General features: G+C 44.1%; 14 protein-coding genes. 9 read left to right on the top strand and 5 right to left on the bottom strand.

Annotated features, from left to right (window positions below; all coding sequences use genetic code 11):
- Positions 1 to 109 precede the first annotated feature (109 nt).
- Positions 110 to 202, bottom strand: coding sequence for a stressosome-associated protein Prli42 (gene prli42, locus AC6HZ4_RS20425; protein ID WP_497491539.1), 93 nt, complete (start codon positions 200 to 202; stop codon positions 110 to 112).
- A 196-nt stretch (positions 203 to 398) separates the two neighbouring features.
- Between prli42 and mce the strand changes: the two genes are divergently transcribed.
- The 5 genes from mce (at position 399) to rnz (ending at position 6,803) form a co-directional block, all read left to right on the top strand.
- Positions 399 to 815: a methylmalonyl-CoA epimerase gene (mce, locus tag AC6HZ4_RS20420; RefSeq protein WP_497491538.1), complete on the top strand. Its 417-nt coding sequence runs from the start codon at positions 399 to 401 to the stop codon at positions 813 to 815.
- Between the two features lie 3 nt (positions 816 to 818).
- Entirely contained in the window at positions 819 to 2,369 is a 1,551-nt protein-coding gene (locus tag AC6HZ4_RS20415; RefSeq protein WP_497491537.1) for an acyl-CoA carboxylase subunit beta, read from the top strand.
- 346 nt (positions 2,370 to 2,715) lie between these two features.
- Positions 2,716 to 4,275 (top strand): MDR family MFS transporter, encoded by a 1,560-nt coding sequence (locus AC6HZ4_RS20410; RefSeq protein ID WP_497491536.1) that lies wholly within the window; start codon positions 2,716 to 2,718, stop codon positions 4,273 to 4,275.
- A gap of 329 nt (positions 4,276 to 4,604) precedes the next feature.
- Positions 4,605 to 5,723, top strand: a complete 1,119-nt coding sequence (locus AC6HZ4_RS20405; protein WP_497491535.1) for a M20/M25/M40 family metallo-hydrolase — start codon at positions 4,605 to 4,607, stop codon at positions 5,721 to 5,723.
- Positions 5,724 to 5,879: 156 nt separating this feature from the next.
- A complete protein-coding gene (rnz, locus tag AC6HZ4_RS20400) occupies positions 5,880 to 6,803 on the top strand; it encodes a ribonuclease Z (protein WP_497491534.1) in 924 nt (307 codons plus the stop codon).
- 153 nt (positions 6,804 to 6,956) lie between these two features.
- On the opposite strand, the gene AC6HZ4_RS20395 is transcribed toward rnz, so the two are convergent.
- From AC6HZ4_RS20395 to proI, 3 genes are all read right to left on the bottom strand, one after another.
- A complete protein-coding gene (locus tag AC6HZ4_RS20395) occupies positions 6,957 to 8,270 on the bottom strand; it encodes an ABC transporter permease (protein ID WP_497491533.1) in 1,314 nt (437 codons plus the stop codon).
- Positions 8,260 to 8,958 carry an ABC transporter ATP-binding protein gene (locus AC6HZ4_RS20390; RefSeq protein WP_497491532.1) on the bottom strand — a complete coding sequence of 233 codons (699 nt, stop codon included), beginning with the start codon at positions 8,956 to 8,958 and terminating at the stop codon, positions 8,260 to 8,262. Before AC6HZ4_RS20390 ends, AC6HZ4_RS20395 begins: the two co-directional genes overlap by 11 nt.
- Positions 8,959 to 9,235: 277 nt before the next feature.
- A complete protein-coding gene (gene proI / locus AC6HZ4_RS20385) occupies positions 9,236 to 10,075 on the bottom strand; it encodes a pyrroline-5-carboxylate reductase ProI (protein ID WP_497491531.1) in 840 nt (279 codons plus the stop codon).
- A gap of 199 nt (positions 10,076 to 10,274) precedes the next feature.
- Between proI and AC6HZ4_RS20380 the strand changes: the two genes are divergently transcribed.
- Together AC6HZ4_RS20380 and AC6HZ4_RS20375 are read left to right on the top strand one after the other, a co-directional pair.
- Positions 10,275 to 11,225 carry an MBL fold metallo-hydrolase gene (locus tag AC6HZ4_RS20380; RefSeq protein ID WP_497491530.1) on the top strand — a complete coding sequence of 317 codons (951 nt, stop codon included), beginning with the start codon at positions 10,275 to 10,277 and terminating at the stop codon, positions 11,223 to 11,225.
- Positions 11,226 to 11,233: 8 nt separating this feature from the next.
- Positions 11,234 to 12,022 carry an SDR family NAD(P)-dependent oxidoreductase gene (locus AC6HZ4_RS20375; RefSeq protein ID WP_497491529.1) on the top strand — a complete coding sequence of 263 codons (789 nt, stop codon included), beginning with the start codon at positions 11,234 to 11,236 and terminating at the stop codon, positions 12,020 to 12,022.
- A gap of 40 nt (positions 12,023 to 12,062) precedes the next feature.
- Here AC6HZ4_RS20375 and AC6HZ4_RS20370 read toward each other — a convergent pair whose 3' ends face one another.
- Positions 12,063 to 12,266 (bottom strand): YqzH family protein, encoded by a 204-nt coding sequence (locus AC6HZ4_RS20370; RefSeq protein ID WP_497491528.1) that lies wholly within the window; start codon positions 12,264 to 12,266, stop codon positions 12,063 to 12,065.
- Positions 12,267 to 12,660: 394 nt separating this feature from the next.
- On the opposite strand from AC6HZ4_RS20370, the gene argC reads away from it, so the two are divergent.
- Both argC and argJ read left to right on the top strand, forming a co-directional pair.
- The gene (argC, locus tag AC6HZ4_RS20365; RefSeq protein ID WP_497491527.1) at positions 12,661 to 13,695 is read left to right on the top strand and encodes an N-acetyl-gamma-glutamyl-phosphate reductase; all 1,035 of its coding nucleotides are present in this window, start codon (positions 12,661 to 12,663) and stop codon (positions 13,693 to 13,695) included.
- A 14-nt stretch (positions 13,696 to 13,709) separates the two neighbouring features.
- Entirely contained in the window at positions 13,710 to 14,933 is a 1,224-nt protein-coding gene (argJ, locus tag AC6HZ4_RS20360) for a bifunctional ornithine acetyltransferase/N-acetylglutamate synthase (RefSeq protein WP_497491526.1), read from the top strand.
- Positions 14,934 to 14,935 lie beyond the last annotated feature (2 nt).

Genomic DNA, 14,935 nt, shown 5'->3' with positions numbered 1-14,935 from the left:
CATTCCCAGCTAGAAGCGAATTCGACGCAGCAGGAAATTTTAAGAATCAAGTGCAGGTGCAGCCGCGCCTCTGTCTTCGCCTAACGGCTCGCCAATCGGCGAGCTTTCTTTATCCGAACATGCTGATGCCAGCTAGAAGTGTTGTAATAATCATCGAAAGCAACATGATGTAGACAACGATTTTTTGCGTTCTTCTATTCATCGCTTGTCCCTCCTTTTACAGCTAATTCTATTTTAAGGGGAAACAGAGGCAAGGGCAAGAGAGACGGAAAATGACAATTTTCGAGGGCTAACATACAGAAAAGAAGGAATATTTTGAATTTACAGGGAATATAAAACATGTATGTCTACTATTTAAACCGTTTTCGCAACTCACGTTTAGTCAAGGAGAGAGGGACATGATTAAGAAAATCGATCATATCGGGATTGCAGTAAAATCTCTTCAGGAAGTCCTTCCCTTTTACACCGAGACGTTGCAGCTTGAGCTTTTAGGGGTGGAAGAAGTTGCTTCACAAAAAGTAAGGGTCGCTTTTTTTAAATTGGGAGAAAGCAAGCTTGAGCTGCTTGAACCAATATCAGCTGATAGTCCTATTGCACAATTTATCGAAAAGCGTGGTGAAGGCATTCATCATGTAGCGTTAGGGGTAAGCAAAATTGAAGAACGCATTCAGGAAATGCAGGAGAAAGGCATTCGCATGATCGATGCTGCTCCGCGTGCTGGGGCTGCCAGTTCGCATATTGCATTTCTGCACCCGAAGTCCGCGCATGGTGTACTGTATGAGCTTTGCGAAAAAAAGGTAGAGGCGGAGGGCTAACAGATGGTAGATATTTATGAAAAGCTAAACGAGCTGTATGACAAACGACGGGAAATTGAGCTTGGCGGCGGTGATGAAAAAATCGAAAAGCAGCATGAGCGCGGCAAGCTAACTGCTCGCGAGCGCATTGAACTGCTGTTGGATGAGGGTACCTTCGTAGAATTGAATCCGTTTATGGAGCATCGCTGTACAGATTTCGGGCTGGCAGCAAAAATTGGACCTGGCGATGGTGTTGTAACAGGTTACGGAAAAGTGAATGGGCGTCCGATTTACTTATTTTCACAGGATTTTACAGTGTTTGGCGGTGCGCTCGGCGAAATGCATGCAAAAAAGATTGCAAACGTAATGGATTTAGCGGCACGAAACGGCGCGCCGATCGTCGGACTAAATGACTCCGGCGGTGCGCGTATTCAAGAAGGTGTCTTATCGCTTGACGGCTACGGTCATATTTTCTATAGAAACGCGATTTACTCAGGTGTTGTTCCGCAAATTTCGGTGATTATGGGCCCATGTGCGGGCGGAGCAGTATACTCCCCAGCTATTACGGATTTTGTTATTATGGTAGAGAACACGAGCCAAATGTTTATTACTGGCCCGAAGGTAATTGAAACGGTAACAGGAGAAAGCATTTCACCTGAAAATCTAGGTGGGGCAAAGGTACATAACTCCATTAGCGGAAATGCCCATTTTGCGGCGGCGAATGAGGCGGAAGCGATGGAGCTGGTGCGCATACTTTTGAGCTATTTACCACAAAGCTGTGAAGAGCGCCCGCTTTTATATGGAATACCGGATGAGGACGATTACCGCCCTGATTTAACGGATGTGATTCCGTTCGATGCGCTCCGTCCATACGATGTGCGCAAAGTCATCGAACAGGTCGTTGATGATGGAACATTCCTTGAGATTCAAAAGGATTTTGCAAAAAATATTGTAATCGGTTTCGCGCGCATAAAAGGGGAGTCTGTCGGATTGGTATGCAACCAACCGAAGGTAATGGCGGGAAGCTTAGATATTGATTCATCCGACAAAGCGGCACGCTTTATTCGTTTGTGCGATTCTTTTAATATTCCGATCATTACGTTTGAGGACGTAACGGGCTTTTTTCCGGGGATTAAGCAAGAGCACGGCGGCATTATTCGTCACGGTGCGAAAATTTTGTATGCGTACTCCGAGGCAACTGTTCCGAAAATTACGGTTATTCTCCGCAAGGCTTACGGCGGGGCGTATGTAGCATTAAACAGTAAAGCAATCGGTGCAGATTTAGTCTTCTCCTGGCCGAACGCTGAAATTGCGGTGATGGGTCCGCAAGGTGCGGTTAATATTATTTTTGCAAAAGAAATCCAAGGAAGCAGGACGCCAGATACAACACGGACGGAGCTCATTGATGAATATCGGGAGAAATTTGCAAATCCATACGTTGCAGCAAAGCATGGCATTGTCGATGATGTAATCGATCCTCGTGAAACAAGGAGAAAGCTGGTTCAGGCACTGGAAATGCTGCGCACGAAAAAAGAGGAACGCCCGAAGAAGAAACATGGAAATATCCCATTATAGCATAAAGAAGCGAACGCTCAGTCGTTCGCTTCTTTATGTTTTTTGTATCCAAATCCCTTTCTTTTAACCGAGGGGAAAAGGGATACAAGCTGATTTGTCCCTCTTGATACTGGGAGGATATACAGTTGTCGAAAAATACAGGTAATTTACTCCTCGGTTATTGAACGTAAGAAACGGGGGTTTTCTTAAGAATTTTTATCTTAGCTGAAAAATAAATTAATAATGGGAATAAGAAATAATTGGAAATTGAATTGACAAAATCAAACATTCGTTCTTATTATTGATATGAGCGAAAAATTGTTTTCAGAAATGATTTTTTGTAACTGAAGAAAGGAATTAGTAGATTATGAAGAGAAAACAAAGTAATTTAAAAGTTGTGCTGGCAGGTCTCTTGTTAGCAATCTTAATGGCATCTATGGATAATACAATTGTCGCTACTGCAATGGGAACAATTGTAGGTGAGCTTGGTGGTCTCGACAAGTTTGTATGGGTTACATCTGCTTATATGGTTGCTGAAATGGCAGGCATGCCGATATTCGGTAAACTATCGGATATGTTCGGACGTAAAAAGTTTTTTATTTTTGGATTAATTGTCTTTTTATTAGGGTCCATTTTGTGCGGAACTGCGACAAGCATTGTCCAGCTTAGTGTATATCGTGCGATTCAAGGAATTGGCGGCGGGGCACTCATTCCAATCGCTTTTACCATTATGTTCGATACTGTACCTGTTGAACAACGCGGTAAGCTGGGAGGCTTATTTGGGGCTGTCTTTGGTTTATCCAGCATTTTTGGCCCGTTATTAGGTGCTTATATTACAGATTATATCAACTGGCGCTGGGTGTTCTATGTAAATATACCTTTAGGTCTACTAGCTTTAGTATTTATCGTCCTCTTCTATAAGGAATCAGCTGTTCACACCAAACAAAAAATTGACTGGTGGGGCGCCTTGACACTAGTTGGAGCTGTAATCAGCTTGATGTTTGCATTAGAGCTGGGCGGTAATGAATATGCTTGGGATTCCGCCTTCATTCTAGGCTTGCTTACTGCTTTCGTCGTATTGTTTGTCGCATTTATCTTAGTTGAACGAAAGGTTACAGATCCGATCATTTCATTTCCCATGTTTAAGGTTCATTTGTTTACCACGAGCAATTGTTTAGGGCTATTGAGCGGCATGGCGTTCGTCACAGCTTCTGTATATATCCCTATTTATATTCAAGGTGTGCTAGGGGGAACAGCGACAAATTCAGGTCTCGTCCTGCTCCCAATGATGTTAGGTTCTGTTGTCTCTGCTACAGCTGGAGGTTTTCTAATGAGCAAATGGAACTATCGCAACATCATGATCTTTTTTACTATTATTTTCACAGCAGGAATGTTCCTATTAACCACATTAAATCCAGACTCTGGACGGCTCTTAGTAACAATCTACATGATTCTAACAGGCTTAGGGATTGGAGCTACCTTCTCTGTACTCAACAATGCAGCAATTCATCATTTTGAGCCGTCACAGCGCGGTTCCGTTAACTCTACTGTATCGTTTATCCGATCATTGGGTATGGCGCTTGGAATTACTGTTTTCGGTATTATTCAAAGAAATGATTTTTCTTCTAAACTGAATGATATTTTTGCAGGCGCAGGACAGGGGCAAGAAAAAATGGCAGGAAATCCAGTATTCCAAGACCCTCGCGTACTACTTGCTCCTGAAACTCGTACTCATATACCGGCACCGATTTTAGATAAAATTACGGCAGCACTATCTTCCTCTATCACACATACATTTATGTGGGCGCTTATTCCGACGGTGCTGGCGTTTATTGCAGCGATAATGATGAGCAAGGAACGGTTGGATTCATCTATCGAATATCAGCAGGCTAGAGGGAACATTAAGTTGGGTCATGCGCGCAAATAGGGATAACTATACTTTTCTGCAGAAAACACAGACCGAGGATTAATTCATATTGAAAAACTTAGGAAGAATAAAAAAGCTTCAGCGAAAGTTGAAGCCTTTTTTCATCTTAGAGAAAACTGCCTCGGTTAAAGGACGGATAGCGCCATACTTTAAACTGCCTCAGCTACTTGCTACATTCGTTGCACATAATTGAAGTAGGGGCACTCTTTCGGTAAAATCAGATAGAAGAGTGATTGTAGTCTATTTGTGAGAAAATTTTCTGCATAGACAAGATTTCGGCTAAGTGAGAGCGAAATAGGAAGTATACATAATTTTTTGGAGGTAATAGAATGATTAATCAAGAGCGTTTGTTAAATGAGTTTTTAGAGCTTGTACAGGTAGATTCCGAAACAAAGTTTGAAGCGGAGATTTGCAAAGTATTAAAGGAGAAGTTTTCCGCTCTTGGTGTAGAGGTATTTGAGGATGACACAACTGCCGAAACAGGGCACGGTGCAGGCAATTTAGTATGCACGCTTTCAGGGACAAAGGAAGGTGTTGATACGATTTATTTTACGTCTCATATGGATACCGTTGTTCCTGGAAAAGGAATCAAGCCTTCTGTTAAGGATGGTTATGTTGTAACGGACGGTACAACAATTTTAGGAGCGGATGACAAAGCCGGCCTTGCGGCGATGCTAGAAGCGATTCGTGTGTTAAAGGAACAAAACATAGCGCATGGAAAGATAGAATTTATCATTACAGTCGGAGAGGAATCCGGTCTGGTTGGGGCAAAGGCACTAGACCGCTCTCTCATTACTGCTAAGTACGGCTACGCACTTGACAGTGATGGTAAGGTTGGCGACATTATTGTGGCAGCTCCAACGCAGGCGAAAATTAAAACGATTATTCGCGGAAAAACAGCGCATGCGGGTGTAGCACCTGAGAAGGGCGTCTCTGCCATCACAATTGCGGCAAAGGCGATTGCCAGAATGCCGTTAGGCCGTATTGATGAGGAGACAACTGCAAATATCGGTCGTTTTGAGGGCGGCACGCAAACAAATATCGTATGTGACTATGTTTCGATTCTAGCAGAGGCCCGTTCTCTTGTGGGAGAAAAAATGCAGCAGCAGGTTAACAAAATGAAGGAGGCATTTGAAGCGGTAGCTGAGGAGATGGGCGGACAAGCCGAGGTTGAGGTAGAAGTGATGTATCCGGGCTTTAAGTTTACAGACGGCGATTATGTCGTTGAGGTAGCAAAACGCGCGGTGACAAGTATTGGACGTACGCCGGCACTTCACCAAAGCGGCGGCGGCAGCGACGCAAACGTAATCGCCGGCCACGGCATTCCAACGGTAAATCTCGCTGTTGGCTATGAGGACATTCATACAACAAATGAGAAAATGCCAATTGAAGAACTAGCTAAAACAGCTGAGCTGGTTGTTGCGATTATTCAAGAGGCTGCAAAATAAGAAAAGCAGGGAGGGGACAAGGATACTCGTCCTCTTTTTCTGTTTGTTGAGGCTGTTAATCAGGGCGCTTGCGCCTTTCTTATGAGAAACATTTGCCAATCTGCCCAACATTCCGTAAGATGAACGATATATACTATGATATTTGGAGGAAGCTGTGTGGAATTATTGTTTTTAGGAACAGGTGCAGGCGTTCCGGCAAAAGAACGAAATGTGTCTGCTGCAGCGCTGCAGCTATTGGAGGAGCGGGGTGCAACATGGCTGTTTGATTGCGGTGAAGCGACGCAGCATCAAATTTTACATACATCTATTCGGCCGCGCCGGATTGAAAAGATTTTTATTACCCATTTGCACGGGGATCATATTTTTGGGTTGCCTGGACTGCTTGGCAGCCGTTCGTTTCAAGGCGGGGATACGCCCCTGACTGTATACGGACCAAAGGGGATTCGTTCCTTTATCGAAGTGTCGCTTGCGGTGAGTACAACGCATGTGAAATATCCGCTTCACATTGTTGAAATCGAGGAAGAGGGCATTGTATTTGAGGATGAGCAGTTTACGGTCGAAGCAGCACGGCTATCTCACGGAATAGAGTGCTTTGGCTATCGCATTACAGAGCATGACATTCCCGGACCGCTGCTTGTTGACAAGTTGCTTGAACTCGGTGTGAAGCCGGGACCTATGTTTAAGCGTTTAAAGAACGGAGAAAGCGTTGAGCTTGAGGATGGAACGGTGCTGCATGGCACAGATTTTATTGGGCCGCCGCAAAAGGGGCGGATTGTCACAATTTTAGGCGATACGCGCTACTGCGACACAAGCATCCGCTTGGCGCAGGATGCAGATGTGCTTGTGCATGAAGCAACGCTTGCGGCTGCCGAAGAGAAGCAGGCTTATGAATATTATCACTCTACAACGCACCAGGCTGCCCGTGTCGCGATGCTGGCAGGAGCAAAGCGGCTGATTTTGACGCATATCAGCTCACGTTATCAAGGGGCGCAGTGTGCTCAGCTGTTAGAGGAAGCACAGGAGATTTTTCCCCATACAGAAATGGCTGATGATTTAAAACGGTTTTTGATTGGGAAATAAATAACTATCGAAGTCCGTCATCTTCGTCTTTTAGCACTACAGGGGGGAGTTTTGTAATACCACGCCGGAAGCTTTTTGGAACCTTAGGCCTAGCCCAAGGTTTCCTTTTCTATAAAAAGAGAACACAATTGATACGCGTGTTCTCTTTTTTCTCTATAAATCTCGTCGTAGCGCCGATAGCACATTTGTGCGCGTTGCTTTAGCGGCCGGACGGACACCAGAGAGGAGTGCGACCGTAAGACTAATAGCGACCGCAATCAGCACGAGCGATGGCGGAATGGATGAGAACATAAAATCCTTAGGTGCTTCTGTATTCGCAAATTGCTTCAGTAAAAGAGGGATGAGCGCATTTGCCGCAAAACTGAATGCGTAGGATATGAGTATAGCAAACACTGCGCCGACAAGTCCGATCCAAGCACTTTCTAATATAAAAATGGTACGGATGACACTAGGCTGGGCACCAATGGCTTTCATAATGCCGATCTCTTGTGTTCGTTCCGTAACCGCCATCGTCATCGTATTGAAAATACCAATCGAAGCAATCAGAACAGCAATCGTGCCGACAAAAATTAATCCAATTTTCACAAGCAGAAAAAATGTATTAAATTCCTCTAATTCATCGGTAACGGAGTAGACCATATAGCCCTGTTTCTTGAGGGTACTGCTAATTCCTTTTACCTTTTCAACAGATGTGGCATATACTTGCACCTCTGGGGAGGAAACTTCCCCCATTTGTTTTGCTTCATCACTGTCCTTTAAAAATAACTCAAGGCTGCTTTCGATTTGCTCGCCCATATACACCGTTTGATCCTGCGCCCATTCGCGCGAAGGCTTAGGACCAACACCGACGATTTGAACAGTGTAATCCTTTTTCTCCTCTTCACCGTCCTTTAGCTTGCTCACCGTCAATGTAATTGTTTTCGATAGGAGGTCGCCCTTATAGCCTTCAGGCTGCGGCAGATCTTCTCCTTCCTTTACCTCCTCGGAGAGCTTTTTTTGCTCTTCCTCTGTAAGTAACGCTTTGGCAAAGCTATATCCCACTATAACTTCATTCTCAGCTTGCGGCATACGACCCTGCGACAGCTTAAAGCCTGCCGCTTTCTCTTCCTTGCTATTCATCGTAATAAACTGAACATTACCAGTGCGATTTTCTAGAGAAACTGCAAACGGGACATTCCAATGTTTTTGGTAAGACACTGCTTTAACATCCGCTATGTCTTTCATCTTTGCTGCTTCATCCTCCGCAACAGGCTGCTCACCCTCTTTTTTGCCGTGCACCTGTATTTTTGTTACGTCATTATCCATTAAAATATTTTTTTGAATACTCGCCTGTAAACCGAAGCCAAGGGAGGCAAGAATAATTAAAAAAGCACAGCCTATCGTTGTGGCAAGAATTGTCATAAATAGTCGCAGCTTGTTTTTCTTCATATTCTTTCGAACAAATGAAAGTTGATCTTTAAACTTCATGAAGCATACCTCCTTGTAGAAGGACTCCATCTGCAAGTCGAAATTGCTGGTTGGCGATAGAAGCGACCTGCTCATCATGTGTAATGATGACAAAGGTAATGCCATGTTCTCTATGTAATGACTGAATAAACTCGAGAATTTCTTGCTCGGTTTCCGAATCTAAGCTGCCAGTCGGCTCATCTGCTAGAATCAGCTGCGGCTTTGTAACAAGAGCGCGTGCAATGCTTACCCGTTGCTGCTGACCGCCTGAGAGCTCGTTTGGATAATGATCAGCATACGGCTCAAGTCCGACTTCTTGCAATACAGCTGTTACCCGCTCTTCCCGCTCTTGCTTTTCTATGCCATTTAAGGTTAATGGCAATTCAATATTTTCAAAGGTTGTTAGACTTGGAATAAGCTGAAAGCTTTGAAAAATAAAACCGATTGTGTCTAGGCGGAATTTTGCCCATTGCTTTTCCGTAAATGACGTGACATCAGTCCCGTTGATGCGAATCCGTCCGCTGTCCGGCGTAATATAACCGGATAATAGATTGAGCAGCGTTGATTTACCTGATCCGCTTCGTCCAACAACGGCGACAATTTCACCCCTCTTTATCGAAAATGATACGTCCTTTAGCACAGGCAACGTCTGTTCCTTTCCTTTTCTTCCAATTCGAAAGGCATGGGACAACTCTTGTACCTCAATCATAGCTTTTCTCCCTTCTTCTCCTGCTGTAGATAAAAATATATCACAAATATCCAATATAACATGTTTTTTACAATAATCATATATCTTGGATAAATAGGGAAATTATTGAAATTGGTTATATAGTTTTATATCAAGTATGCTTTCTTAAATATACACAAAAAAGGCTGGCATTTGGCCACCCTTTCTAATCTGGATACAGTATTCAAATTGCTGGCATTCTATAAACAAGTACACTGTTATTTGATTTTGTTCACTGTTTTGGGATCTAGGAAAAAACTTACTTTTGCTTCATCAACGCTCTTAACGTTTCACCTAGCTCATGGGAGCGTTCTGTTGCCCGCTTGATGCATTTCATAACCGCGTCTGAGAAGCCATTGCTTTGCAGTGTTTCAATCCCAGCTTGCGTTGTGCCGTTCGGCGATGTAATTTCCGCACGCAGAACAGACGGATGCTTCCCTGTTGTGAGCAGCATGTCTGCTGCTCCGGATAATGTTTGTAAAATCAGCGATTTGGCAACCGCGTCGTCAAGACCAGCCTCGCGCGCTGCCTGCTCCATTGCTTCGACCATATAATAAATATAAGCTGGTCCGCTGCCAGCTAAAGCTGTGACTGCATGCATTTGCTCTTCATCCACAACCGAAACGCTGCCGATTGCTTCGAATAGCTGCCTTGCAATGTTAAGATGCTCCTCTGTTGCGTGAGCAGATGCACAAATTGCTGTTGCAGATTTTAAAACGGCTGCCGATGTATTTGGCATAGAACGGACAATCGGTATGTGTTTTCCAAGCAATCCTGTCATGGAAGATGTTGAAACACCAGCGAGCAGGGAAATAATGAAATGCTGCTCTGTGATGTAGTCCTTCACCTCAGCGATTGCTTCTACTACGTCCTTTGGCTTCATAGCAAAAAAGACGATATCAGCGCCACGCAGAAGTTCCTTTTTATCGTGCGTTCCATTTACGTCATATTTGCTTTTGAAATAAGCAAGCCGGTCCGCATTAGAACGGTTGCTCACTGTAATATCTTGTCCCTCAACTAAATTTGCTTCTAATAATCCAGCAATCACGGCCTCCGCAATGGAGCCGGCCCCTAAAAAGGCGATTTTATAGCTTTGCATGATAAGCCCCCTGATAAAATGTACTTCCATATCGCATGGCATGTTTTCTGATTGTTTCGCATTTTTATCACTATACTTCAGAATGTGTTTCCATGTAAAGAGTATATGTCGCTCGGAAAAGAATGACAAAATTTTACTCAGCGTGTAAACTGAAGGGAGATTCATTTTTTATGATGCAGGAGGATAAGGGGGCTGAGCAATGGATACGATTTACCGATTGGAGATTCCGGTTCCGTTTGCGGTGGAGATAGTGAATGTGTTTTTGATAAAAGGCGATTCATTGACGCTCATAGATACAGGCACAAATACAGCAGAGGCCCGCGCTGCTTTACAGGCTGGGCTTGGTGAGCTTGGCTATCGTTTGTCTGATATTGAAACGGTAATCATTACACATCACCACGTCGATCATTCTGGGCTGCTGAATGATTTTTCTGACGATGTTGCGATTATCGGGCATCCGCGAAATGAGCCGTGGATTAGTCAAAATCCGGACTTTTTAACATGCTATGAACAATTTTTTCAGGATATTGTACCGCAGTTTGGCATCCCGGAAACGATCGCTAAGTATGGACCTCCTATGAAACGGACTCTTGCTTATTCGAGCAAGCGCTCGTTAAGCGCATCTGTCCAAGAGGGAGATCGTCTGAAATCCTTGCCGGAGTTTACCATTATTGAGACACCAGGACATGCTTCTACTCATATTGCGTTATTTCGGGAGCGGGACGGCTTGATGATTGGCGGAGATGCCTTACTTGGCCATATTTCCTCGAATCCATTGTTAGAGCCGCCTTATTTCGGAGAGACAGAGCGAAGAAAACCGCTTCTGGAATATAATGGTACATTACGGAGACTTGCGGAGATGCCGATTTCACGTATTTTGCCGGGGCATGGCAGCGACGTAACACATGTAAGAGAGCTTGTAGCGGAGCGGCTGAAAAAACAGGAGGCTCGTTCGCAAAAGGTTCTGGATATGCTGAAGGAAAAGCCGATGACCGCGTTTGAAGTATGCGTACAGCTGTTTCCGGCACTTTATATGAAGCAGTTTGCGCTTACCTTGTCTGAAACGGTTGGACAATTGGACTTTTTAGAATATAATCAACAAGTAATATTAGATACATCTTCAGCAGAGTGGATGTATTATGCGAAATAGGTGGAAATATGAAGCTTAGCGGAAAAGTTATTGTCATTACAGGTGCCTCAAGCGGCATCGGTGCGGAGCTCGCCTTGCAGGCTGCAGCTCTTGGAGCAGTGCTTGTCGTAATGGCGCGCACGAAAAGCAAGCTTGAGGAGCTAAAGGAGCAAATTGAAGCCCAGTACCGTACACCATGTCATGTTTACGTGCTTGACGTGAGTGACGAACGGATGGTGGAAGAAACATTTGCGTGTGTTGAGCGGGAAGTCGGTTCTGTGGATGTTCTTGTGAACAATGCGGGTTTTGGTATTTTCAAAACATTTCAGGATGCCTCCATGGCAGAGGTCAAAGAAATGTTTAATGTAAATGTATTCGGTCTCGTTGCTTGTACAAAGGCAGTTCTTCCAAGCATGCTTCGGCGTAACAGCGGACATATTGTCAATATTGCCTCGCTTGCTGGGAAAATTGCAACACCAAAATCAAGCGCATATGCGGCAACAAAGCATGCGGTGCTCGGTTTTACAAACAGTCTGCGCATGGAGCTGAGGAATACAAATATTCACGTCACAGCTGTAAATCCAGGTCCTATTGAAACGAACTTTCTCAACATTGCTGATCAATCCGGTACGTACGCCAAGAGCGTGCAACGATATATATTGAAAGCTGACTATGTAGCAAAGGAAACGATAAAAGCGATTGAAACCGGAAAACGGGAGTTGAATCTTCCGCGATGGATGGGCATGGGTCCCGTGTTTTTTTCCTTATTTCCTGGTTTGTTTGAGCATGTGGCGGGAAAATCGCTTAGTAAAAAATAAACGGGAAGGCTTAAAGCCTTCCCGTTTATTTTTTACTGTCTTATTCATTTGACTTTGTTATCCACTCGTATACAGCATCCTCTATCATTTCGTATAGCTCCCCGCCAGGCTGCTCCCGCTGCATCCTCCGTATTTCCTCGAGAAGCTGCTCATAATCGGACTCCGAGAGCGGCAGCGTCTCTTTTGTGTAATGATATTGATAAAAGCAATTGCGAATCATATTTCTTATCAGTGCTTTATTCATCTTTTTAGTCCCTTTTTGCATCATTTTCTAACAGTATACAGCAGAAGAGAGGAAGGATAAAGAGAAATAGGCTGCTTCTTTTTGGCCTCTCATAATTATAATTTTCATGCAATCGGATGAATAAAAACACCTCTTTCATTGAAACTGCGTTCTAAAATAGCTGAGGATACATAGCTTTATGCTATTGTGCCAAAAAGGAGTATGCTTTATAGGTCTCTTTTTAGGGCATTATTAAGAAAGAAAGGTTTCCTGATTCCTGCTCTATCTTCTAGTTAGACGTCCTCATATTATGAGAACATGAAAAAAATTCGGTCATTTATAAATATTTAATTGACGTCATAAATATACAATATTATAATCAGAGATACATTGATTTGATGAGCGGAGGGAACATATGAAAACATCTGTTATCGGTGCTACGGGATACGGAGGAGTGGAGTTGCTGCGATTGCTTGCTCACCACCCTGAGCTTGAGATTGCTTCGATTCACTCATTTTCGCAAACGGGGGAACCGATTAGCAATCAGTATCCGCACCTAAACTCGATCGTAACTGATACATTACAAGAAGTAGACGTAGATAATATTGCCAATACAAGCGAGCTTGTATTTCTAGCAACGCCTCCTGGGGTTTCTAAAGAGCTAACTCCAGAGCTATTGCGAAAAGGATTGAAAGTGATTGACTTATCTGGGGATTTCCGGATGAAAAATCCAGATGCATATGAACAATGGTATAAACGGCCGGCTGCGGGGCGAGAGGATTTAGCAAAAGCAGTTTACGGATTATCAGAATGGAAGAGGGACAGCATTTACGGGGCAGACTTAATCTCAAATCCGGGATGCTATGCAACAGCTGCATTGCTTGCGGCGGCGCCTCTTATGAAGGAACAATTAATTGAAGAGAATTCTCTTATTATTGACGCAAAATCAGGTGTATCGGGAGCGGGTAAATCACCGAACGCGATGACGCATTTCCCCGAAATTCACGATAACCTTAGAATATATAAAGTAAATGAGCATCAGCACGTTCCGGAAATTGAGCAAATGCTGACAGAATGGAATGAAAATACGAGGCCTATTACATTTAGCACGCATCTCATTCCAATCACACGCGGTATTATGGTAACAATGTACGGGCAGGCGAAGCATGAAATGACGGCAGAGCAGCTAAAGCAAATCTATGAGGAAAGCTATGCAGGAGCTTCATTCGTACGGATCCGTCAAAACGGATATCCAAGTCCGAAAGAGGTGTGCGGCTCAAACTATTGCGATATAGCTGTAACATATGATGAGCGAACAGGACGGATTACAGTTGTGTCTGTTATTGATAATTTAATGAAGGGCGCTGCGGGGCAAGCGGTGCAAAACGCAAATATTTTATTAGGATTGAATGAACGAACAGGGCTTGATATCGTGCCTTTGTATCCATAGAGGAGGAAAAAATCATGATTGAAACATCAGTGTGCGTAAAATTAGCAAATGGATCCATTGTTACTCCAAAAGGCTTTAAGGCAACAGGAGTGCATGCCGGAATTCGAAAAGCGAGAAAAGATCTCGGAGCGATTTTGTGTGAGGTGCCGGCAAGCTGCGCAGCTGTGTATACACGAAATCAATTTCAGGCAGCACCGATTGTTGTCACGAAAGATAGCATTGCCGCGCACGGAAAGCTTCAAGCAATTGTAGTAAACAGCGGGAACGCGAATGCATGTACAGGAGAGCAAGGAGAACAGGATGCTTTTGAGATGCGCACGCTGACAGCGCAGCAGTTCGGTTTAGAGGAACACCTTGTAGCGGTTGCTTCAACGGGAGTAATCGGTGAAATGCTTCCTATGGAGAATGTGCGCGAGGGAATTACGCAGCTTTCTCCTACGGAGGATGAGCAGAATGCGTTTGGCTTTTATGAAGCGATTTTAACAACAGACTTAGTTGTGAAGAAAACATGCCACCAAACAGTCATTGACGGCAAAACTGTAACAGTAGCAGGTGCGGCAAAGGGTTCTGGGATGATCCATCCGAATATGGCAACAATGCTAGGCTTTCTTACAACGGATGCAAATATTGACAGCGAGGTTCTGCAGCAGGCCCTGCGCGAGGTAACAAACCGCACATTCAATCAAATTACAGTAGACGGCGAAACATCTACAAATGATATGGTCGTTGTAATGGCGAGCGGATTGGCAGAAAACGAACCGCTTCATCCGGGACATCCAGATTGGGATAAATTTTTCGAAGCATTTAAAAATGCGTGCGAGGATTTAGCAAAGGCGATTGCAAAAGACGGCGAAGGTGCAACAAAGCTGATTGAAGTGAATGTGCACGGCGCGACTTCAGAGGACGATGCGCGTATGGCGGCGAAGAAAATCGTTGGCTCTAGCTTAGTGAAAACAGCAGTTTATGGCGAGGATGCAAACTGGGGTCGAATCATCGGTGCATTAGGTCATAGTGAGGCGCCTGTAAATCCGCGTACGGTGGATATTTCATTAGGAGATATCCTTGTACTGAAACAAAGTGAACCGCAGCCTTTCTCAGAGGAAGAAGCAAAGCGTTATTTACAGCAGGATACAATTGTAATTAATGTTAACTTGAACATTGGGGACTTTAGCGGAACGGCATGGGGCTGTGATTTAAGCTATGATTACGTGAAAATTAATGCGAGCTATCGCACGTAAGG

It is taken from the genome of Ectobacillus sp. OTK (assembly GCF_059698935.1).
This window is presented reverse-complemented; position numbering and strand designations above follow the sequence as displayed.